Origin of the sequence: Nocardia sp. NRRL S-836 (assembly GCF_001279525.1) — a bacterium.
Taxonomy (GTDB): domain Bacteria; phylum Actinomycetota; class Actinomycetes; order Mycobacteriales; family Pseudonocardiaceae; genus Lentzea.
Genome location: NZ_LGDY01000002.1, coordinates 158,229 through 180,365 on the forward strand (window position 1 = coordinate 158,229; position 22,137 = coordinate 180,365).

At 69.6% G+C, this 22,137-nt stretch carries 20 protein-coding genes; 5 read left to right on the forward strand and 15 right to left on the reverse strand.

What is annotated here, in order from left to right; all coding sequences use genetic code 11:
• The first annotated feature begins 84 nt into the window (after positions 1-84).
• Together ADL03_RS02805 and ADL03_RS02810 are read left to right on the forward strand one after the other, a co-directional pair.
• Positions 85-924: an ABC transporter ATP-binding protein gene (locus tag ADL03_RS02805; RefSeq protein ID WP_197288039.1), complete on the forward strand. Its 840-nt coding sequence runs from the start codon at positions 85-87 to the stop codon at positions 922-924.
• A complete protein-coding gene (locus ADL03_RS02810) occupies positions 921-2,102 on the forward strand; it encodes an ABC transporter permease (protein ID WP_053731762.1) in 1,182 nt (393 codons plus the stop codon). Before ADL03_RS02805 ends, ADL03_RS02810 begins: the two co-directional genes overlap by 4 nt.
• 17 nt (positions 2,103-2,119) lie before the next feature.
• Here ADL03_RS02810 and ADL03_RS02815 read toward each other — a convergent pair whose 3' ends face one another.
• The 4 genes from ADL03_RS02815 to ADL03_RS02830 all read right to left on the reverse strand — a co-directional run bounded on the left by ADL03_RS02815 (position 2,120) and on the right by ADL03_RS02830 (position 6,511).
• Positions 2,120-3,361 (reverse strand): deoxyribodipyrimidine photo-lyase, encoded by a 1,242-nt coding sequence (locus tag ADL03_RS02815; RefSeq protein ID WP_053731763.1) that lies wholly within the window; start codon positions 3,359-3,361, stop codon positions 2,120-2,122.
• Between the two features lie 82 nt (positions 3,362-3,443).
• The gene (locus ADL03_RS02820) at positions 3,444-4,757 is read right to left on the reverse strand and encodes a citrate synthase (protein ID WP_053731764.1); all 1,314 of its coding nucleotides are present in this window, start codon (positions 4,755-4,757) and stop codon (positions 3,444-3,446) included.
• A gap of 224 nt (positions 4,758-4,981) precedes the next feature.
• Complete coding sequence (locus ADL03_RS02825; RefSeq protein WP_053731765.1) at positions 4,982-5,914, reverse strand: carbohydrate kinase; 933 nt, start codon at positions 5,912-5,914, stop codon at positions 4,982-4,984.
• Positions 5,915-5,920: 6 nt separating this feature from the next.
• Positions 5,921-6,511: a TetR/AcrR family transcriptional regulator gene (locus ADL03_RS02830; RefSeq protein ID WP_082372829.1), complete on the reverse strand. Its 591-nt coding sequence runs from the start codon at positions 6,509-6,511 to the stop codon at positions 5,921-5,923.
• Positions 6,512-6,593: 82 nt separating this feature from the next.
• On the opposite strand from ADL03_RS02830, the gene ADL03_RS02835 reads away from it, so the two are divergent.
• A complete protein-coding gene (locus ADL03_RS02835; RefSeq protein WP_053731767.1) occupies positions 6,594-7,733 on the forward strand; it encodes an acyl-CoA dehydrogenase family protein in 1,140 nt (379 codons plus the stop codon).
• Here ADL03_RS02835 and ADL03_RS02840 read toward each other — a convergent pair.
• Both ADL03_RS02840 and ADL03_RS02845 read right to left on the reverse strand, forming a co-directional pair.
• A complete protein-coding gene (locus tag ADL03_RS02840) occupies positions 7,730-8,941 on the reverse strand; it encodes an amidohydrolase (RefSeq protein WP_053731768.1) in 1,212 nt (403 codons plus the stop codon). The genes ADL03_RS02835 and ADL03_RS02840 overlap by 4 nt on opposite strands.
• Positions 8,942-9,545: 604 nt before the next feature.
• Positions 9,546-10,430, reverse strand: a complete 885-nt coding sequence (locus ADL03_RS02845; RefSeq protein ID WP_053731769.1) for an aldose 1-epimerase family protein — start codon at positions 10,428-10,430, stop codon at positions 9,546-9,548.
• 38 nt (positions 10,431-10,468) lie between these two features.
• Between ADL03_RS02845 and ADL03_RS02850 the strand changes: the two genes are divergently transcribed.
• Entirely contained in the window at positions 10,469-11,245 is a 777-nt protein-coding gene (locus ADL03_RS02850; protein ID WP_053731770.1) for an MBL fold metallo-hydrolase, read from the forward strand.
• A 120-nt stretch (positions 11,246-11,365) separates the two neighbouring features.
• Here the strand turns inward: ADL03_RS02850 and ADL03_RS02855 are convergent, their stop codons facing one another.
• Positions 11,366-12,763 (reverse strand): APC family permease, encoded by a 1,398-nt coding sequence (locus ADL03_RS02855; protein WP_053731771.1) that lies wholly within the window; start codon positions 12,761-12,763, stop codon positions 11,366-11,368.
• Positions 12,764-12,866: 103 nt separating this feature from the next.
• Between ADL03_RS02855 and ADL03_RS02860 the strand changes: the two genes are divergently transcribed.
• Entirely contained in the window at positions 12,867-13,658 is a 792-nt protein-coding gene (locus ADL03_RS02860; protein ID WP_053731772.1) for a hypothetical protein, read from the forward strand.
• Here ADL03_RS02860 and ADL03_RS02865 read toward each other — a convergent pair.
• The 8 genes from ADL03_RS02865 to ADL03_RS02900 form a co-directional block, all read right to left on the reverse strand.
• Complete coding sequence (locus ADL03_RS02865) at positions 13,642-14,904, reverse strand: MFS transporter (protein ID WP_231641385.1); 1,263 nt, start codon at positions 14,902-14,904, stop codon at positions 13,642-13,644. The two genes, ADL03_RS02860 and ADL03_RS02865, sit on opposite strands and share 17 nt — an antisense overlap.
• An 84-nt stretch (positions 14,905-14,988) precedes the next feature.
• Complete coding sequence (gene asnB, locus ADL03_RS02870) at positions 14,989-16,923, reverse strand: asparagine synthase (glutamine-hydrolyzing) (RefSeq protein ID WP_053731774.1); 1,935 nt, start codon at positions 16,921-16,923, stop codon at positions 14,989-14,991.
• A gap of 186 nt (positions 16,924-17,109) precedes the next feature.
• Positions 17,110-17,766, reverse strand: coding sequence for a pyridoxamine 5'-phosphate oxidase (gene pdxH / locus ADL03_RS02875; RefSeq protein WP_053731775.1), 657 nt, complete (start codon positions 17,764-17,766; stop codon positions 17,110-17,112).
• Between the two features lie 157 nt (positions 17,767-17,923).
• Positions 17,924-18,625: an urease accessory protein UreD gene (locus ADL03_RS02880; RefSeq protein WP_053731776.1), complete on the reverse strand. Its 702-nt coding sequence runs from the start codon at positions 18,623-18,625 to the stop codon at positions 17,924-17,926.
• On the reverse strand, positions 18,622-19,284 hold the full coding sequence (gene ureG / locus ADL03_RS02885) for an urease accessory protein UreG (RefSeq protein ID WP_053731777.1): 663 nt from the start codon (positions 19,282-19,284) through the stop codon (positions 18,622-18,624). Before ureG ends, ADL03_RS02880 begins: the two co-directional genes overlap by 4 nt.
• Positions 19,247-19,855: an urease accessory protein UreF gene (locus ADL03_RS02890; protein ID WP_197288026.1), complete on the reverse strand. Its 609-nt coding sequence runs from the start codon at positions 19,853-19,855 to the stop codon at positions 19,247-19,249. The genes ureG and ADL03_RS02890 overlap by 38 nt, the downstream gene beginning before the upstream one ends.
• Complete coding sequence (locus ADL03_RS02895) at positions 19,855-21,537, reverse strand: urease subunit alpha (protein WP_053731778.1); 1,683 nt, start codon at positions 21,535-21,537, stop codon at positions 19,855-19,857. Before ADL03_RS02895 ends, ADL03_RS02890 begins: the two co-directional genes overlap by 1 nt.
• Complete coding sequence (locus tag ADL03_RS02900) at positions 21,534-22,133, reverse strand: urease subunit gamma (protein ID WP_053731860.1); 600 nt, start codon at positions 22,131-22,133, stop codon at positions 21,534-21,536. Before ADL03_RS02900 ends, ADL03_RS02895 begins: the two co-directional genes overlap by 4 nt.
• Positions 22,134-22,137 lie beyond the last annotated feature (4 nt).

Genomic DNA, 22,137 nt, shown 5'->3' on the forward strand with positions numbered 1-22,137 from the left:
ACGAAGGGGTGCACCGTGCCTGAGGGGGTGCTGGAGATCGACGCGGTCTCCAAGCGCTACGGAGAGGTCGTCGCCCTGCGGGACATGTCGTTCGACGTGCGTGCGGGCGAGCTCTTCGGGTTCGTCGGCAGCAACGGCGCCGGGAAGACCACGACCATGCGGATCGCGCTGGGCGTGCTCGCGGCCGACTCCGGCGAGGTGCGGTGGAACGGCAGAGCCGTCGACCTCGACACCCGGCGGCGGATCGGCTACATGCCGGAGGAACGCGGGCTCTACCCGCGCATGAAGGTGCTCGACCAGCTCGTCTACCTGGCCGAGCTGCACGGCATGGGCACCAACGCCGCGCACCGCAACGCGGAGAACTGGATCGCGCGCCTCGGGTTGCGCGACCGGCGCGCCGACGAGGTGCAGCGGCTGAGCCTGGGCAACCAGCAGCGCGTGCAGCTGGCCGCGGCGCTGGTGCACGACCCGGACGTGCTGGTGCTCGACGAGCCGTTCTCCGGGCTCGACCCGGTCGCGGTCGACGTGATGAGCGGCGTGCTGCGCGAGAAGGCCTCCGCCGGGGTGCCGGTGGTGTTCTCCAGCCACCAGCTCGACCTGGTGGAACGGCTGTGCGACCGGGTCGGCATCGTGAGCGCCGGTGCGATGGTCGCGGTCGGAACGGTGGACGAGCTGCGGGCGGGCGGGGTGTCGCGGCTGGTCGTTGAGTCGCCAACCACCGACTGGGCTGCCAGGCTGGACGGTGTGCGGGTGATCGAGAAGAACGGGACGCGCTGCGTGCTGGAGCTCGCGGACGACGTCGACGACCAGGCGGTGCTGCACGCCGCCCTGTCGGCGGGCCCGGTGCACGAGTTCTCCCGCCAGCGCCCGTCGCTGACCGAGCTGTTCCGCAACGTCGTCAGCACCGGGGAGCGGTCCGCATGACCTCCACCAGGGCGGTCGGCCTGGTGGCGCGGCGCGAGTTCGTCACGAAGGTGCGCACCCGGTCGTTCCTCGTCGGCACAGCGGTGATCATCGCGGTGCTCGCGGGGTACGTGGTGCTGCAGTCGGTGCTGTTCGACGACCACCAGCACAGCGTCGTCGGCCTGTCCGGCCAGGCGACGCAGCTCTCGGACCCGTTGCGGGAGAAGGCGAACGCGTTCGGCATCCAGCTGGAGACGCGGGACGTCACGACCGAGTCCGACGCGGAGCAGCTGGTGCGCGACGGCACGCTGGACGCGCTGGTGACCGGCGCCCCGCCGGAGCTGAAGATGATCGTCAAGGACTCCGGCGACCAGGTGCTGACCACGGCGCTGAACGACGTGCTGCGCCAGCAGGTCCTGGTCGCGCAGCTCGCCGAGACCGGCACCACGCCGCAGCAGGTCGCGGAAAGCCTCGCGAACGTGCGCGTGGCCGTGACCGCACTGGAACCCGTTGACCCGCAACGAGGTCAGCGCCTCGCGATCGGGCTGGTCGTGGCCGCGCTGCTGTACTACTCGTTGCTGGTCTACGGCACGATGGTCGCCCAAGGCGTGGTCGAGGAGAAGTCCAGCCGGGTCGTGGAGATCCTGCTCGCGACCCTGCGGCCCTGGCAGCTGTTGCTGGGCAAGGTGATCGGCCTCGGCGCGGTCGGGTTGCTGCAGCTGCTGGTGATCTCGACGGTCGGTCTCGCGCTGTCGTCGGCGTTCGGCGTGGTCGACGTCGGCTCGGTCGGCGGCACGGCGCTGGCGACCGGCGTGCTGTGGTACCTGCTCGGCTTCTTCCTGTACGCCACCGTGTTCGCGGCCGCCGCGTCGCTGGTGTCGCGGCAGGAGGAGCTGCAGTCGGTGCTGACGCCGATCAGCATGACGATCATCGTGGCGTTCGTGGCCGGCATCAACCTGATGATCGGCAGCCCGTCCGGGCAGACGGTGATGGTCCTGTCGCTGCTGCCGCCGTTCGCGCCGATCCTGATGCCGGGCCGGATGGCGATGGGCGTGGCGACGCCGTGGCAGGTGGTGCTGGCGATCGTGCTGGCGCTGGCGTCCATCGCGGCGATCACGTGGCTGGGCGGCAAGGTGTACGCGAACGCCGTGCTGCGCACCGGCGCCCGCGTCAAGCTCCGCGAGGCGTTTCGAACCTGATGGCCAGGGCCTGACGGCTAGGGCTTGATGGCCTGGTAGCGGTCGAGCGCCACCCGGCGTTCGACCGCGTGGTCGACGATCGGTTCGATGTCGGCGGAGTCCGGCGCGTACCGGCGGACGTAGGCGCCGTCCGGGTCGAACTTCTTGGCCTGCGTCATCGGGTTGAAGACGCGGAAGAACGGTGCCGCGTCCGTGCCGCAGCCGGCGACCCACTGCCAGTTGTGCTGGTTGGAGGCGAGGTCGCCGTCGACCAGGTGCTGCATGAAGTGCCGTGCGCCCCACCACCACGGCAGGTGCAGGTCCTTCACGAGGAAGCTCGCGACGATCATGCGCACCCGGTTGTGCATGAACCCCTCCCGCAGCAGCTGCCGCATGCCCGCGTCGACGATCGGGTAGCCGGTGCGGCCCTGCTTCCACGCCTCGAACAGCTCCCGGTCGTCGTCGTGCCGCATCCGGTCGAACCTGCGGTCGAGGTTCTGCCGCGCGCTCTCCGGCCGGTGCCACAGCACGTCCGCGTAGAACTCCCGCCAGGCCAGCTCGCTGCGGAACGTGCCGGAGCAGTCCCGCAGCAGCGTCCTGGGGTGCAGCACGCCCCACCGCAGGAACGCCGACATCCGGCTGGTGGCGTCGAGGTCGGGCCGGTCGCGGGTCTTGTCGTAGTCGTCGAGCCGTTCGTCGCGGAACCGTTCCCACAGTCGCAGGGCGTCGGGGAGCTTCTCCTTCACCGCCGGGATCTCCTCGCCACGGCCCGGTTCGACCCAGTCCACAGTGGAGGCGTCGGTGTCGGCGGGCGCGCGCCAGCCGTGGTCGAGCCAGGCGTTGCGGAATGGCGTGAAGACCTTGAACCGCGTCCCGTCGCTCTTGAGCACCCGGCCCGGCGCGACGGCGTACGGCGAACCGGACCGGACGAGCTCCACGTCCCCCAGTGCCTGCTCGACCGCCTCGTCCCTGCGGCGCCCGTACGGCGCGTAATCCGCGGAGATGTGGACACTGCCCGCGCCGATTTCCCGGGCAATGCGCGGAACGACCTCGACCGGGTCACCGTGAACGACCAGCAAACGACCGCCGATGTCGTCGTTCAACGCGTGCAGGCACCGGTGCAGAAACTCGATGCGGGGCTGTCCGGAAGGCTTCAGCAACCGGTCGTCGAGAACGAACAATGCGAGGGCGCGCGGCGACCTTTCCGCGGCGGCGAGAATCGCGGGATGATCGGACGTCCGCAGATCGCGGCGGAACCAGACGAGCGACGGAGAACTCACCGTTCGACGCTAAGACGAACGGGACGCGCCTGCATGACAGGCGCGCCCCGCACGGGTGAAGCTGCTCGCGATCAGACCGTGATCAGCGGTTCTCCATCGCGATGAAGTCGCGCTCGGTCGGGCCGGTGTAGATCTGCCGCGGGCGGCCGATCTTCGTGGCCGGGTCGTTGATCATCTCGCGCCAGTGCGCGATCCAGCCGGGGAGGCGGCCGAGCGCGAACAGCACGGTGAAGAACTTCGTCGGGAAGCCCATCGCCCGGTAGATCAGACCCGTGTAGAAGTCCACGTTCGGGTAGAGCTTGCGGGAGATGAAGTAGTCGTCCGCGAGGGCGGTCTCCTCCAGCTGCTTCGCGATGTCGAGCAGCTGGTCGTCGGCACCCAGCTTGTTGAGGATCTCGTCGGCGGTCTTCTTGATGATCGCGGCGCGCGGGTCGTAGTTCTTGTAGACCCGGTGGCCGAAGCCCATCAGGCGGACGCCGTCCTCCTTGTTCTTGACCTTGTTGACGAACGACGCCACGTCGCCGCCGTCGGCCTTGATCTTCTCCAGCATCTCCAGCACCGCCGAGTTCGCGCCGCCGTGCAGCGGGCCGAACAGGGCGTTGATGCCCGCGGAGATGGACGCGAAGAGGTTCGCCTCGGACGAGCCGACCAGGCGCACGGTCGACGTGGAGCAGTTCTGCTCGTGGTCGGCGTGCAGGATGAACAGCAGGTCGAGCGCGCGGACCAGGTCCGGGTCGAGGTCGTAGGCCTCCGCGGGGAACCCGAAGGTCATCCGCAGGAAGTTCTCCACCAGGCCAAGCGAGTTGTCCGGGTAGAGGAACGGCTGGCCGACCGACTTCTTGTAGGCGTAGGCCGCGATCGTCGGGAGCTTCGCCAGCAGGCGGATCGTGGAGATCTCGACCTGGTTGGCGTCGAACGGCGACAGCGAGTCCTGGTAGAAGGTCGACAGGGCCGACACCGCGGAGGACAGCACCGGCATGGGGTGCGCGTCACGCGGGAAGCCGTCGAAGAAGCGCTTGAGGTCCTCGTGCAGCAGCGTGTGGCGGCTGATCTTCTGCGAGAAGTCCTCGAGCTGGGCGGCGGTGGGCAGCTCACCGTAGATCAGGAGGTAGCTCACCTCCGCGAAGTTCGAACGCGCGGCCAACTGCTCGATCGGGTACCCGCGGTAACGCAGGATTCCCGCGTCACCGTCGATGTAGGTGATCTCGGAGGAGCAGGAGGCCGTGTTGACGAAACCGGTGTCCAGGGTTACCAGACCGGTGGTCGACAGCAGCTTGCCGAGATCGATGCCGGACGCGCCTTCGGACGCCCGCACCACCTTCATCTCGAGCTCTCCGCCCCCGTGGCGCAGCGCGACGGTCTGTGGGTCGTTCGGCGCAGTCGTCGCGTCGGGCATTCAAGTCCCTCTCAACGCTCGGACGGGGTGGCGGCAGGTCGCACGGCCTGCCGTCGTCTCGGACCACCCCGTTGGGATCTGAGTCTTCAAGTTCACTCACGCTAGTCGGCGGAAGGCCCGCCTCGCAGCAGCGGTGTGAACCGATTCTGTGAGATGGGACCGGCATCACATCCGTAATGCCAGGTTTCTAGCGCGGCTCCCCCACGGTAGTCCGATCCCGCGCTTTATCCACCCAGAGCGGCGGTGAGTTCGCTCGCAAAGGGCGGTTCGGCGCCCGCTCGTGAACATGTGATCGCGGCGGCGGCACCGGCGTAGGCCAATGCGTCGGCCCATTCATTCACCGAGAGCGCGCGCACCTTCTCGACGCTCAACGCGTCGTGGTGGTGCAGCCACGCGATCAGGGCGCCCTGGACCGTGTCGCCCGCCCCGATCGTGTCGACCACGTCCACCTGAACCGGTGGCACGTCGACCCGGTCCGTGGCGGTGATCACGGAGAGACCGTCGCCACCCCTGGTGAGCACGACGGCGGCCGGTCCCTGTGAAATCCACGTCCGTGCGATCTCGATCACGTCGCCGTCCTCGGCGAGCCACCGGGCGTCCTCGACGGACACCTTCAGCAGCCCCACATCCGGCAGCCACGACGTGAACCGCTCGCGGTAGGCGCCCGGATCGGCGATCAGCCCGGCCCGGATGTTGGGGTCGAGGACGGTCAGCATGCGACCGCTCTCACGGCGCAGCACCGCCTCGTACACGCTCGCGCCCGGTTCCAGCACGAGGCTGAGCGTCCCGAACGAGACGGCGCTGGTGCCCTCCGGCAGCGGGCCGGGGTCCTCGACGAGCCGGTCGGCCGTGCCGTCGACGTAGAACGAGTAGCGCGCGCTCCCGTCGTCGGCGAGCCCGACGACCGCGAGCGTGGTGTTCTCGGGTCCGCGCTGCACGAGGCCGGTGGTGACGTTCGACGCGTGCAGCCGCTTCACGAGCTGCTCGCCGAAGTGGTCGTTCGACACCCGTGACAGGAAGGCCGTCGGCACGTCCAGCCGTCCGAGCGCGACGGCGACGTTGTACGGCCCGCCACCGAGCTTGGGCGCGAGCGGCGTCAGCTCGTCGTCCCCCACCGGCACCATGTCGACCAGTGCCTCACCAGCAACCACGATCACAGCGTTCTACTCCCTCGGGGAGGCTCCGGTCCTCTGCAGCCCATCCAACAGCAGTTCCCCCAGTGCGGTGAACGCCTCGGCGTCCGAAACACCTGCCCGTTTCGTGAGGACCCCGGTCTGGATGCTCTCGATGAGCAGCCCGGCCATCTCGGCGAACAGCGTGGCGTGCACCTCGCGGAAGACGTGCCGTTCGACGCCGTCCTGGATGAACGCCTTGATGCGCTCGGCGGCGGCACGGGCGTTGCGCTCGTAGGTGGCGCGCGTGGGCGGGAAGTCGGACACGTCGGCGATGAACGCCGCCGAGGCCTTGGTCAGCTCCTCCGCGGCGCCCGCGAGGTAGCTGCCGATGCGTCTGCGCACGTCGTCGAGGCCCGCGATGCGTTTCTCGATCCGTTCGGCAGCGCCTTTGAAGTACCGGCCGACGACCCGCACGGCGAGCTGTTCCTTGCTGCCGGCGAGCGCGTAGAGGGTGGATTTGGAGCAGTGCAGCCTGCCAGCGATGTCATCCAGCGTGAGATGACCGAAGCCCTCGTCGAGGAAGAGGGACTCCAACCGGGTGAGCAGCTCGGCCTGCCGCTGCGTGAGAGCCCGCGTCATGTGACGACCCTGCCACATTGACTGGCAGGTGTACTGCCGTACGTCCTACAGTACAGCTACCAGTACACACCGGAGGTCGACGATGCCCGCCGAGCGGCTGCTCCCCACCCAAGAGGCCGAAGACCTGATCGCGCTGGTCAAGGAGATCGCGCGGGACGAGCTGAAGCCGCACGCCGCGGACGCCGAGGAGAACGAGAAGTTCCCGCGCGAGGCGTTCCGCCTGCTGGGCCGGGCCGGGCTGCTCGGCCTGCCGTACCCGGAGGAGTTCGGCGGCGGCGCACAGCCCTACGAGGTGTACCTGCAGGCGCTGGAGGAGGTCGCGTCGGCGTGGATGACGGTCGCGGTCGGCCTGTCCGTGCACGTGATGTCCTGCTACGGCCTGGCCACGTTCGGCACCCGTGAGCAGCAGGACCGCTGGCTGCCGGAGATGCTCGAAGGCGAGCTCCTCGGTGGTTACGCGCTGTCCGAGACCCAGGCCGGCTCCGATCCGGCCGCGATGTCGACGCGCGCGGTGCGTTCCGGCTCGGAGTACGTCGTGAACGGCACCAAGGCGTGGATCACGCACGCCGGTGCCGCCGACTTCTACACGCTGATGGCCCGCACGTCCCCCGACGCGGGCCGCGGCATCTCCTGCTTCCTCGCGCCCGGCGAGGCACCGGGCCTGTCCGCCGCGTCCGCCGAGCGCAAGATGGGCCTCACCGGTTCCATCACCGCGCAGCTGATGTTCGACGACGTCCGGTTCGGTGCGGACCGCCTGATCGGCCACGAGGGCGACGGCCTGAAGATCGCACTGTCCGCTTTGGACTCCGGCCGCCTCGGCATCGCCGCCTGCGCGGTGGGCCTGGCCCAGGCCGCGCTGGACGAGGCCGTGACGTACGCCAAGACCCGCACCCAGTTCGGCCGCCCGATCATCGAGTTCCAGGGCCTGGAGTTCCTGCTCGCCGACATGGCCGCCGCGGTCGAGTCGGCGAGGGCGACGTACCTGATGGCCGCCCGCCGCCGTGACCGCGGCCTGCCGTTCCGCCAGCAGGCGTCGATCGCCAAGCTCATCGCCACCGACGCGGCGATGAAGGTGACGACCGACGCCGTGCAGGTCCTCGGCGGCGCCGGCTACACCCGCGACTTCCCGGTCGAGCGCTACATGCGCGAGGCCAAGGTGCTGCAGATCTTCGAGGGCACCAACCAGATCCAGCGCCTCGTGATCGGCCGGGGCCTGCGCTAGCGGTTCTCGCGGTAGAAGGGATCGGCGACGGTCCCTTCCCCCTTGCGCTCGTCGAACGTGTAGACCTCACGCCCCTGGACGTAGACGTGCAGGGCCCGGCTCATCACGTCGAGCGGGTCACCGGACCAGATCACCACGTCCCCGTCGAGCCCCGGCCTGAGCGCACCGACCCGGTCGTCCAGCCCCATGATCCGCGCCGGGTTGACCGTCAGCGACCGGATCGCCACGTCCGGGTCGAGCCCTTCCTTCACCGCGAGCGTCGCCTGGTGCACCAAGAAGTGGATCGGCACCACCGGGTGGTCGGTGGTGATCGCCAGCTCCACCCCCGCACGCGCCAGGATGCCGGGGTTGCGCAGCCCCCGGTTGCGAACCTCCACTTTGGACCGCGACGTGAACAGCGGCCCGATGATCACCGGAATCCCCTTGGCGGCGATGAGGTCCGCGATCAGGTGCCCTTCGGTGCCGTGGTTGAGGATGAGCTTGTACCCGAACTCCTCCGACAGCCGGATGGCCGTGGCGATGTCGTCCGCCCGGTGCGCGTGCTGACACCACGGCAGCTCCCCCTGGAGCACCTTGGCGAGCACCTCCTGGGTGTTGTTGCGCTCGAAGGGCTTGCCGTCCTTCTCGGCCTCCGCCTTCCTCGCCAGGTAGTCCTGCGTCTTGGTCAGCTCGTCCCGGATGACCGCCGCGACCCCCTGCCGCGTCGACGGCAGCTTGCCCTTCTCCCCGTAGACCCGCTTCGGGTTCTCCCCGAGCGCACTCTTGACGCTCACCGGCTCCTTGACCAGCATCTCGTCAACCGTGCGCCCCCAGCACTTGACGGCCACCGTCTGCCCGCCGATGGGGTTGCCCGACCCCGGCTTGATCACCGCGGTCGTCACCCCACCACTGAGCGCGTCCTGAAACCCCAGGTCAGCCGGGTTGATCGCATCGAGCGCCCGCATCCGCGCCCCGACGGGATCGGTCATCTCGTTGGTGTCCTGCCCAGCCCACCCCTCAGCCTCCTCGTGGACGCCGATGTGCCCGTGCGCCTCCACGAACCCGGGCAGCACCCAGGCCCCATCAGCGTCGACGACTTCGACGCCGTCAGGAATGTCCACGTCGGCACCAACCGCGACGATCTTCCCGTCCTGGATGAGGACAGTGCCGCCTTCGACGGGCTCCCCGTCGACCGGCACGACGTAGCCCCCGGTGATCGCGATGTTCATGGTTAGCAACGCTAACGGTTCCGGCTCCGGTCGGCCAGCCTTCGCCGGTCCGCGCTGCTCGGGGCCGTGCGCCGCTCGACGGTCCGCGCTGCTCGGGGCTGGTTCGACACTCGATCGAGTGAACGTTGTCTCGATCTGTCCGCCTCGGCGTCTGTTAGATGTGTCTCGAACCCATGGGTCTCCGCGCCCGCAGACAAGGAATCGCGAGAGGGGCGCACCACACGTTTTTGATCACGATGTCGGGAGGTTCCGAGCCAGCGTGTGTGATCGAGCCGAAGGCGAGGCGTTTCGGCCTCTTCCTCGGGCGGTTCCGCGGTGGGTGGCTTCCCCGTCTAGCGCTCCGATCGTTTGCCGGGCCTGAGGGGTGAGGTCAAGTCGACACGCTCTTCGTCGACTTGACCTCACCCCTCAGGTCTGGCTCGCTCCGTGAGTGCTGGACGGGGCAGACGCCCACCGCAACGCAACCCAACAACCCAACCGGCAGCCGCCCAACACAAACAGGCGTGCCATCAACCCGCTCACGGCGCTGGCCGGCTTCTTTGGGAGTGTCGGGGTCTGGGGCGGAGCCCCAGAAATAACCCGGCAACGCAACACGAGAACCGCCCTACAACGGCCGGATCCCCCACCGAGCCCCCCAAGCCTCCCCAGGCGCAACCCAGATCAAATCCACCCCGGAGTTCAACGCATCCGGCGGACAGGTCATCGGCTCAACCGCCACAGCCCGCCCCCGCTGCGGATACGAATCCGGCGTGTACACCTGCACCCACCGAAAATCCGGATCCGCCCACACCTCAACACCCCCGTCACCGGACACGAGCGAATGCCGGACCAACCCGTCAGAATCCGGCTCGCACCCCCCGAACGGCGTGTCGAGCTGCAGCCCGCTCAACCCCCGCCCGCCGCGGAAGTCGTACTCGGTCCCCTCGACGGGCACCGCGGGCCCGACGGGCACCATGCGCTCGATGTCCAGCGGCAGAACGGTCGTCGCGGCAAGCGTCAGCGTGCAGGAGTCCGTGGGAGCGTTTCCAGCGCGTGGGTACGGGTGGGTTCCCACGCCGAAGGGCGTGGCGAGCTCGCCGATGTTCGTGACGTGGTGGGCTACGGTCAGGCCGTTCTCGTCCAGCGCGTAGGACACGGTGGTGCGCAGGGCCGCGGGCCAGCCGGGCTGGGGTTCGATCACCGTTTCCAGCGTCACCAGTGAGCCGGTGTGTTCCGCCACCGACCACGGGCGGCGGCGGACGAGGCCGTGGATCGCGTTGCCGCGGGCCGGCTCGGTGACCTCCAGGTGTTGCACGACGCCGTCGAGGGTCCAGCACGCGCCGGCTGTGCGGTTCGGCCACGGGACGAGCACGGCGCCGGCGGACATCGGTGGTTTCTCGTCCGGGCCGAACGTCTCCACATACGGGACGCCGTCGACTTCGAAGGACCGCAGGCCCGCGCCTACAGTCGTGATCACGGCGGTGGCACCCTCGTACGAGATCCCCAACATGAGGCTGAAGCCTACGGGGCCAACGGAAGGATTTGCTCATGAAGGTCCATCACCTCAACTGCGGTTCGATGCGGCCGCCGCTGGTGCCGGGCGGGATCGTGGCGCACTGCCTGCTGATCGAGACCGACGACGGGCTGGTGCTGGTCGACACGGGGTTCGGCACGCACGAGGTGAACGACCCCTCGCAGACGATCGACCCGCTCAGCCGCAAGCTGCTGCGGCCGTTGCTCGACATCAACGAGACGGCGCTGCGCCAGGTCGAGAAGCGCGGGTTCAGCGCCGGGGACGTGCGGCACATCCTGCTCACCCACCTCGACATGGACCACGCGGGCGGGTTGCGGGACTTCCCCGGCGCGACGGTGCACGTGCTCGACACCGAGCTGGAAGCGGCGGCGAACCCGCGCACCACCAAGGACAAGATGCGGTTTCCCGCGGTGCAGCGCGAAGGTGTCACGTTCCGGACGCACCACGCGACCGGTGAGGACTGGTTCGGGTTCGAGGCGGTGCGGGACATCCCGGGGCTGCCGGAGGACATCCTGATCGTGCCGCTGATCGGGCACACCCGCGGCCACAGCGGGATCGCGGTGCGGTCGGACGACGGGTGGCTGCTGCACGCCGGCGACGCGTACTTCTACCGCGGCGAGGTCGAGACGCCGCCGAGCAGCATCTTCGCGCTCAAGCTGACCGTGAAGCAGACGGAGACGATCCGGACGCAGCGGCTGGCGAACGTGGAACGGTTGAAGGAGCTCAAGGCGAGCGGCGAGGTCGAGGTGTTCTGCGCGCACGACCCGGTCGAGCTGGCCAGGCTGGGATGACGTTCACCCGCGGGATCCGGCTGGACGGCGCGATCGGCGAGGTCGCCCGCGACGCGGCGGAACCGGTCGTGCTCACCCGCGGCCTCCTGGGCGCGCCCGACCGGTTCCTGCCGGACTGGGCTACTTCGACAGCTTCTCCGGGTCCATCTCCACCTTGCCGTGCAGCACGCGGTTGATGCCCCAGAGCACCAGGCCCGCGAGCAGCAGGTAGCCGGCGATCTTGTACTCGTCCCACGGGCGGCCCGACGTGAACGGCAGGGCGAGGTACGCGCACGTGATCGCGCCCAGCACCGGTGCCCACGTCGGTGCGCGGAAGTGCTTGTGCCCGGCCTTCTCCTTGCGCAGCACCAGGCAGGCGACGTTGACGATGGTGAAGACGACGAGCAGCAGCAACGACGTCGTGCCACCGAGCTTGCCGATGTCCGCTGTGGACACCAGGATCACCGCGATGCCGGTGGTGAAGACGATCGAGATCCACGGCGTGCGGCGGGACGGGTGCACGGCGCCGAAGAACTTCGGGATGATCTTCTCGTTCGCCATGCCGTAGAGCAGCCGCGACGCCATCAGCATGTTGATGAGCGCCGAGTTGATGACCGCCAGCAGGCCGATCAGCGCGAAGATCCACAGCGGGAAGCCGGGCGCGCCGACGGTGACGACCTTCAGCAGTGCGCCGCTGCCCGACTTCGCGAGCTCGTCGGCCGGGATCAGCAGCGACGAGGTGATCGCGACCAGCACGTAGATCAGGGCCGCGATGCCCATGCCCCACAGCATCGCGCGCGGGAAGATCCGGACCGGGTCGCGGCACTCCTCGGCCATGTTCACCGAGTCCTCGAAGCCGACCATGGCGAAGAACGCGAGCGCCGTCGCCGAGGTGACCGCCAGCAGCACGTTCGAACCCGACGGCGTGTGGATCTCGGTGAGTCGCGACGGTTCGCCGTCGCCGACCGCGATCGCGTACGCGCCGATCACGATGATGATGATCAGGCCGGACAGCTCGATGCAGGTCAAGACCACGTTGGCCTTGACCGACTCGGACACGCCGCGGAAGTTGATGACCGCGAGCGCCGCGATGAAGAGGATCGCGATGCCGGTGATCACCAGGGACTCCGGGCCGAGCGCGATGTCGAAGAACTCCACCAGCAACTGCCGCAGGTACGTGCGACCGAACGCCAGCGCGGCGCTCGACGCGGACGTGATGCCCGACGACATGACGGCGAACGCGACCATGAACGTCAGGAAGTGGATCTTGAAGGCCTTGTTGGTGTACAGCGCGGCGCCCGCCGCTCTCGGGTACTTCCCGACCAGCTCCAGGTAGCTGAACGCGGTCAGGAACGCGACCACGAACGCGAGCAGGAAGGGCAACCAGAGCGCGCCGCCGATCTTGCCGGCGACGTTGCCGGTGAGCGCGTAGATCCCGGTACCGAGGATGTCTCCGACAACGAAGAACAACAGCAGCTTGGGCCCGATCGCCCGGTGCAGCTGCTCCGGTTGCTCCGTTTGTGGAGTCGCTTCAGCCATGCCGCCAGATTCTGCCGCCTCGGTGTGACGACCAGCACTGATGAACGTCTTCCTCACCCGTATGGTGTAATCGTCCGAGTCGTTCCGACCTGGGGGTTTCTCGATGAGGCGCGCGGTCCCGCTGATCCTGGCCGCGGCGCTGGCCGCCTGCTCCGCCACCCCCGCGCCGGCACCGGAACCCACCGCGCCGCACCGGGACGTGGCCGCCCTGGTGTCCGCGACCACCCGTGCCGTGTCGGGGAAGGCGAGCTACCGCTTCACCGTCTCCGCCCCGGTCGCCGGCGGTGTCACGGCCGCCGCGTCCGGGGTCGTGCGGCTCACCGCGGGCGACAGCGCGAACCTCGACACCACGACGGAACGCCCGGTGCAGACCGGCGGCAAGCCGGAGCGGCTGCACTACGTCTCGACCGCGAAGGACAGCGCGTTCGTCGAGCTGCCGCCGGTGTTCGGCCTGGCCGCGGACAAGCCGTGGGTGCGGCTCGCGCGCGCCGACACCGACGAGTTCACCAACACCATGCTCGGCTTCTACGACCTGATCTACCAGCAGGCCGTCTTCACCCAGTACCACCTGCCGATCATCGCCGCCGGTGGCACGCTGCGGCTGTCCGGCGAGTTCCACGGCCGCATGCTCTACACGATCGACATCGACCACCGGAAGGCCTTCGACGCGCTGCCGGACGGCTTCCTCAAGGACGAGGTGAAGCTGGCCCTCGACCAGAACGTCACGGCCTCGGTCGCGGAGCTGGAGGTCGGCCCCGACGGCCTGCCGGTCCACCTGAAGGTCTCCCGGAAGTTCGCCCAGGGCCAGATCGTCGACGACGCCCAGTTCTCCGACTGGGGCACCACGACCCCGGTCGCGGAACCCGCGCCGGCGGTCGTCAGCCGGCGGAACTGACGCGGTAGCGCCAGATCGCGGGCAGCAGCGCCACCGCGGCCACGGTCGCCACGACCACCAGCACACCGCCCGCCGACACCGCGGCGGCCGTGCCGAACGCCGCACCGCCCGTGCCGTGCAGGAGGTCCGCGATCCGCGGCCCGCCCGCCACGACGACGATGAACACGCCCTGCATCCGCCCGCGCATCTCGTCGGTGGCCGCCGACTGCAGGATCGCGCCGCGGAACGCCATGGACACCATGTCCGCCGCTCCGGCCAGCGCCAGGAACACCGCCGCCACCCACAGGTTGCCGGAGAGCCCGAACCCGAGGATCGCCACACCCCAGGCGACCACCGACACGGTCACCGCGACGCCGTGCCTGCTGACGTTCGCGATCCACCCCGACGTGAGCCCGCACAGCACGGCACCGACCGGGATCGCCGCGAACAGCACGCCCAGCGCGAACCCGCCGCCGGGCGGGTCACCGAACGTGTGCTGCGCCATCTCCGGGAACAGCGCCCTCGGCATGCCGAACACCATCGCGATGATGTCCAGCAGCATCGACGCCAGCAGCACCTTCTGCGCCCACAGGTAGACGAACCCGGCCAGCACGTCCTTCAGCCCGGCGCGCCGCACCGTTCCGCTCAGCGGCGGCATCGCCGGGAGCTTCCACACCGCGTACACCGTGACGACCAGCGCGACCGCGTCCACGAGGTACAACGTGGGCAGTCCGACGACCGGCATCAGCGCGCCCGCGAGCAACGGCCCGAGCACCGCGCCGAACTGCATGACCGTCGAGCCCAGCGCACCGGCGGACGGCAGCAGCTCCGCTGGCACCAGCCGTGCGATGGAAGCCTGCCGTGCGGGTGCGTTGGCCGCGAAGAACACCTGTTGCAGGCCGAGCAGCGCGATCACCAGCCACACCGAGCCGACGTCCATCGCCGCCTGCACCCACAGCAGCACCGACGACACCGCGATGCCGGTGTTGGTGACGAGCAGCAGCTTGCGGCGGTCGACGGTGTCCGCGATCGCGCCGCCCCACAGCCCGAACACCAGCAGCGGCACCAGGGCGACACCGGCGGCGATGCCGACCCACGCCGACGAGCCGGTGAGGTCGTAGACCTGCTTGGGAACGGCGACGGCGGTGAGCTGGGAGCCCACCGCCGTGATGATCGTGGACAGCCACAACCGCCGGTACGCGACGATCTTCAACGGTCGGGTGTCGATCACGAACGTCGAGCGCGCGCTTCTCCCCACAGTGGCCACTTCGTTAGCCTATGGCAACTAACAAGCGCTTTATGTGGAGATGTCGCCAAGACCACTCGCCAGGACCACTCACCGGACGACCCCTCAGACGCGGACCGGGTACACCGGCTCCGGCACCTTCGGCGTGATCCGGCCCTCGACGAAGATCCCGTGCCAGATCATGAAGCACAGCACCGACCACAGCTGCCGCGACCGGTCGAACTGCTCGGACCTGTGCTCGGCGAGCAGGTCGAGCACGGCGTTCTTGTCGAGCAGGTGCCCGGTCTGGGAGTCGTTGATGACCCCGCGCGCCCAGTCGTACATCTCGGCGCGCAGCCAGTGCCGGATCGGCACCGGGAAGCCCAGCTTGGGCCGGTTCAGCACGTGCGGCGGGATGATCTTCGCGAGCGCCTTGCGCAGCGCGTACTTGGTGGTGCCCTCGGTGAGCTTCTGGTCCAGCGGCACCTCGGCGGCGACGCGGAACACCTCCGGGTCGAGGAACGGCACCCGCAGCTCGATCGAGTTGGCCATGGTGACCTTGTCGGCCTTGACCAGGATGTCGCCGCGCAGCCACGTGAACAGGTCGATGTGCTGCATGCGCGCGACCGGGTCCCAGCCCTCGGACTCGCGGTACCAGGGCGCGGTCACGTCCTGGAAGCCGACGCCCTCGACGTAGCCGGGGAAGACCGCCCGCACCTGCGCGTCGCTGAAGTTGCGCGCGTTGCCGTAGTAGCGCTCCTCCAGCCGCAACGCGCCGCGGCGCAGCAGGTCCTTGCCGCGCACGCCTTCCGGGATGGTCTTCGACACCGCGCCCATCAGCTTGCGCACGCCGCCGGGCACCTTCTCGAACGGCGACAGCGACAACGGCTCGTGGTAGATCACGTACCCGCCGAACAGCTCGTCCGCGCCCTCACCGGACAGCACGGCCTTGACGTACTTGCGGGCCTCACGCGCGATGAACCACAACGGCACCAGCGCCGGGTCCGCGACCGGGTCGTCGAGGTACCAGAGGATCAGCGGCAGCTCGTTCATCATCTCGTCCGGCGAGACCGTCCTGACGACGTGCCGCACGCCGATCGCCGCCGCCGTCTCGGCCGCGACGTCCACCTCCGAGTAGCCCTGGCGGTCGAACCCGCTGGTGAACGCGATGAGGTTCGGGTTGTGCAGCTTGGCGAGCGTCGCGGTGGCCGTCGAGTCGATGCCGCCGGACAGGAACGCGCCGACCGTGACGTCCGGGTCGGAGATCATGTGCTTCGCGACCGAGTCGCGCATGACGTCGGCGATCCGCTCGTGCAGCGCCTCCGCCTCGTGCGCGCCGTTGACCGGCCGCGGCGCGAACACCGGCTTGAAGTACCGGTTGAACAGGACCTGGCCGCCGGGCGAGACCTTGAACGACGTGCCGGACTCGACCCGCCGGATCGCCTTGTGCAGCGACTCCGGTTCGGGCACGTACTGCAGCACCAGGTAGTGCTGCAACGCGGTCTGGTCCAGCTCCTGGCTGATGCCGATCACGCCGGTGAGCTGCAGCAGGCTCTTCTTCTCCGACGAGAACGCCACCCCGCCGGGGCCGGACGCCCAGTACAGCGGCTTGATGCCGAACGGGTCGCGCGCGCCGAAGACGACCCGCTCCTGCGCGTCCCAGATCATGAACGCGAACATGCCGCGCAGCCGCTTGACCGAGTCCGGCCCGAGGTAGTGGTAGGCCGCGACGATCGACTCGCCGTCGCCCTTCGTCCGGAACTGCGCCCCGAACTTGGTGGCGAGCTCGACGCGGAGCTCCTTGTAGTTGTAGATCTCGCCGTTGAAGTTCAGCGTGTACCGGGTGGGGTTCTCCGGCGGCCCCCACACCAGCGGCTGGTGCGAGTGGTCGAGGTCGATGAAGCCCAGGCGGTTGAACCCGTAGACGACCTCGGCGTCGGCCCAGGTGTCGCTCTCGTCAGGACCGCGGTGCCGCTGGCAGCGCAATGCCGCGGCCACCGAGCCGCGCGCGGAGGCAGCGGCGGCCTCGGTGGGACAGATGAGTCCGAGCACTCCGCACACGTGAAATCGCACCCCGTAGTTCGCTGTGGCTGAACGCCCAGTATGCCGAGGCGGAAACCGGGCGTTTCGTCGACCTGAGGACGTGCGGGGCCACGGTCAGGTTCCGCGGCCGCGGGTGCACGGCAAAAGGGGCGCCTCCCGCCCACAGGAGACGCCCCATCGCCAGAAGATCGCGGAACTGCGGAACTACGGCGCTACTCGCTCGATCTGCCAGTCGTCGCGGCCGAGCCGGAACCGCAGCCGGTCGTGCATCCGGTCACGCCGTCCCTGCCAGAACTCGACCTCCTCCGGCCGGATGCGCCACCCGCCCCAGTGCGGCGGCACCGGGATCTGCTCGGTGTCGGCGAACTGGCGCTCGATCTTGTGCAACGCCGAGTCCAGAGTGGACCGACCGGCCACCACGCGTGACTGCGGCGAGGCCCAGGCACCGATCTGCGACCCGCGGGGCCGCGAGTTCCAGTACTCGGCGGTCTCCACGGGGCCGACCTTCTCGACCGTGCCGCGCACGTGGGCTTGGCGCTGCATCGCGAACCACGGGAACGTGGCGGAGGCGTAGCGGGTCGCCATCAGGTCGTGCGACTTGTTCGACGTGTAGTTGGTGAAGAACACCAGCCCGCGCGCGTCGAGTCCCTTGGCCAGCACGGTCCGCGAGGACGGGCGGCCGTGGGTGTCGGTCGTGGCGAGCACCATCGCGTTCGGTTCCGGCAGGCCGGCACCGGCGGCCTGGTCGAGCCACAGCTGGAGCTGTTCGTGCCAGGTGGCGGCAAGCTCCGACTCGGCGAGCGAGCCCTGCTCATAAGACACGCGCATCGCGGGTAGAGCGATGTTCGTGGTCTCCGTCATCGGCGAACCTCCCAGCAGCAGCGCAGAACTCGTGGTCCCTGGACCCGCGACCATACGCAGAGCGAACGGATCCCGAAACCGCCTGCGCGGTGATGACCACCACCTGAATTGTGACTGTCTGTGGTTTGAACGGATCTGGATCGAATACGTGATCGAGTCAGACGGCGTCCAGCGCCTTTGTGACCATGACCACGTTTTCACCCAGTGCGGTGACAAGGGATCCGCCTGCTGCCAACGGGACCACGTTCCACCACTCACCGCCGTCCGCGGCACGCGCGACGGAGTCGAGGAGCACGCGGCTGCCCAGGACGCGTTTTCCGGCCAGCCCCGCGCTGGACCCGTCGACCGACGGGTCGCCGACGACGAGCTCCTGGTGCAACAACGGCTTGCCACAACGGGTTGCGCGCACGGACGTGGACAGCGTGCCGGGTGGCTCGCCGGTGCGGCCGAGCACGAGCACCTCGCGCAACGACAACTCGGCGTGACCGTCCAATTCGGCCTCTACCACGGCGGTGTGACAGGCGCGGCTCGTCACGACCGTGGGCTCCGGCAGGTAGCGCACGGTTCCCTCGATCGAGAACCGCACCACCGAGGAGGACGGCAGCCCGGACGGCCCCGGCAGGGCCAGGGTCGCCGCCACCCCGCGCAGGTCGAGCACGGCTCCGGCGCCGACCTCCACCGACAGTTCGAGCGCGTCGCCGCCGAGCGGGGACGTCACGGAGCTGACGAGGTGCACCAGCGCGACCGGGCCGGTGCGCCGGTGCGGCACCAGGGTCAGCGGTGCCTGGGAACGCAGCACCCGCACGACGCTGTTGCCGTGCGGGTCCAGCGTGACGACCAACCGCGCGGACGCCTTCACAGCTGCGCCAGCACCCACTTCGCGACCTCGGGGGCGTCCGGGGTCTCGACCAGCGACTGCGCGATCACCGGCAGCGCGCCGCGCATGCGGTGGGCGTCGGAGGTCATCACCTCCAGGTCGGCGCCGACCAGCGGGGCCAGGTCGGTCTTGTTGATGACGAGCAGGTCCGCGGTCGTGACGCCGGGGCCGCCCTTGCGCGGGACCTTGTCGCCACCGGCCACGTCGACCACGAAGATCTGCCTGTCGACCAGCCCGCGGGAGAAGACGGCGGTGAGGTTGTCGCCGCCGCTCTCGATGATCACCAGGTCGAGGTCGGTGTAGCGGTGCTCCAGGCGTTCCACGGCGTCGAGGTTCGCCGTGATGTCGTCGCGGATCGCGGTGTGCGGGCAGCAGCCGGTCTGCACCGCCTCGATGCGCTCCGGGTCCAGCACGCCCGCCCGCCGCAGGAAGTCCGCGTCCTCGGTCGTGTAGATGTCGTTGGTGACGACCGCGAGCTCCAGCCGGGAGCCCAGCGCACGGCACAGCGCGGCGGTCAGCGCGGTCTTGCCGCTGCCGACGGGACCGCCGATGCCGATGCGCGGCGCCTTGCCGTGGTGGTGGTCGTGCGGGTCGGGTCCGTGGTCAGCTCCCAAAGAGACGCACCCCTTCACGTCGAACATGGGCCTCGGCCAGCAGGTCCAAGGCGGGTGAACCGAGCGCGGGCAGCTCCTCGCACGCCCGCGCAGCGACCTCCTCGACACCGAGGGAGGCCACAATCGCGTTGACCCCGAACGGGTCCAGTCCCAGCAACCGCACCGCGGCCGACGCCGGCCCGCTCACCGCGAGGTAGGCGCACGTCAGCGCGGCCTCGAACGGGTCGTCCACCAGCACGCCGACCACCAGCGGCTGGTGCGGGTCCGGTGGCAGGTCGGGCAGCCGCGCGGACGGCCACGCCCGCCGCGCCGCCCGCAGCATGCCGCGGCCCTGCGCCCGTGAGGCCGCGCGCTGGGCGGGGGACGGCGTGCGGGCGTCGAGCTCCAGATCCAGCGTGGCTAGGTCCTCGCCACGCGCCGCGGCCGCAGCGAAACCGGCCGCCAGCAGTCCGGCGGTCCGCAATCGGCCGTGCAGGAACGACCGCAGCGACGGCTCGTCGTGCACGAGACCGCGGGTGGCCGCCTCCTCCAGGCCGCCGGAGTGCACGTGACCGCCGCCGGGGAAGCGGGAGTCGGCGAGGATCAGCGCGGTCAGCATCAGAACAGGAAGTACCGCTGGGCCATGGGGAGCTCCGCGACCGGCGCGGGTTCGACCAGCGCGCCGTCGACGTGCACGGCGAAGCTGTCCGGGTCGACCCGCACGTCCGGCATCGCGTCGTTGAGGACCATGTCCGCCTTGGACACCGACCGCGTGTTCGCGACCGGCAGGACCCGCCGCGCGTACCGGTCGCCGACGCCGGCCTCGACCGCTTCCGGCGCCACGAAGAAGACGCTCGACGCGGCACCGGCCGTGGCACCGAACATCGGCCGCGCCCACACCGGTTGCGGCGTCGGGATCGAGGCGTTCGCGTCGCCCATCGCACCCCACGCGATGAAGCCGCCCTTGAGCACCACCGACGGCCGCACGCCGAAGAACTTCGGCTCCCACAGCACGAGGTCGGCGAGCTTGCCGGTCTCGACCGAGCCGACCTCGTCGGCGATGCCGTGCGCGATGGCGGGGTTGATCGTGTACTTCGCGACATACCGCCGTGCGCGCAGGTTCGCGTCCAGCGTGTGGCGCGACGACATGACGTGCGCGGTCTGCCAGGTCCGGATGATCACCTCGCCGACGCGGCCCATGGCCTGCGAGTCGGACGAGATCATCGAGATCGCACCCAGGTCGTGCAACAGGTCCTCGGCCGCGATCGTGGTCGGGCGGATCCGCGACTCCGCGAACGCGAGGTCCTCGGGCACCGACGGGTTGAGGTGGTGGCAGACCATCAGCATGTCGAGGTGTTCTTCGAGCGTGTTGACGGTGTGCGGGCGGGTCGGGTTCGTCGACGACGGCAGCACGTTCGGCAGCGAGACGACCCGGATGATGTCCGGCGCGTGCCCGCCACCGGCGCCCTCGGAGTGGTAGGCGTTGATCGACCGGCCGCCGATGGCGTCCACAGTGGACTCCAGGAAGCCGGCCTCGTTCAACGTGTCCGTGTGGATCGCGACCTGGACACCGGACGCGTCCGCGACCCGCAGGCACGCGTCGATCGCGGCCGGGGTCGTGCCCCAGTCCTCGTGCAGCTTGAACCCGCCGGCGCCGCCCGCGAGCTGTTCGCGCAACGCCTCCTCGGAGACGGTGTTCCCCTTGCCCAGCAACAGGACGTTGACCGGCAGGTGGTCCATCGACGTCAGCATCCGGTCGAGGTACCAGGCGCCGGGCGTGACCGTGGTGGCCTTCGTGCCCTCGGCCGGGCCGGTGCCGCCGCCGACGAGCGTGGTGAGACCCGACGCCAGCGCCTCGTCGACGATCTGCGGGCAGATGAAGTGCACGTGGCAGTCGATGCCGCCGGCGGTGAGGATCTTCCCGTTGCCGGACAGGATCTCCGTCGACGGCCCGATGACGAGGTCGGGGTGGACACCGTCCATCGTGTCCGGGTTGCCCGCCTTGCCGATCGCGACGATCCGGCCGTCCCGCACGCCGACGTCGGCCTTGACCACGCCCCAGTGGTCGAGGACCACCGCACCGGTGATCACCAGGTCCGGCGCGCCCTCGGCACGGGTCGCGATCCCCTGCCCCATCGACTCGCGGACCACCTTGCCGCCGCCGAAGATCACCTCGTCACCGGAGCCGGCACCGCGCGAGCGGTCCTCGGTGACCTCGATGAACAGGTCGGTGTCGGCCAGCCGGATCCGGTCGCCGACGGTCGGGCCGAGCAGCTCGGCGTAGCGCTCGCGGTCGATCATCGCTGCAACCCCCTGACAATCCGCAGACCCGCCAGTGGAACGAGCACGACCTCGCGTTCGACGCCCGGCTCGAAGCGCGTCGCCGTGCCCGCGGCGATGTCGAGCCGGTAGCCGAACGCGGCCTCCCGGTCGAACTCCAGCCCGGTGTTCACCGACGCGAAGTGGAAGTGCGAGCCGACCTGGACGGGCCGGTCGGCGACGTTGACGACGGTCAGCGTGACCCGCGGCCGGCCGGGGTTGAGCTCGACGGGCTCGGAGCCCACGACCACCTCGCCCGGCACCGGACCGGCGGACGGCGCGATCGGGTGGTGCACGGTGACGAGCTTGGTGCCGTCCGGGAACGTCGCCTCCACCTGCACCGAGTCGATCATCTCCGGCACCCCGCGCATGACCTGCTCCGGCGCGAGCACCGTGCGGCCGCTCTCCATCAGCTCGCTGACCGTGCGGCCGTCCCGCGCGCCCTCCAGCACGTGGTCGGTGATCAACGCGACGGCCTCCGGGTAGTTGAGCACCACCCCGCGTTCGAGCCTGCGCCGTGCCACGTCGGCGGCGACGTGCACGAGGAGCTTGTCCCGTTCATGCGGCGTCAGATGCACCACC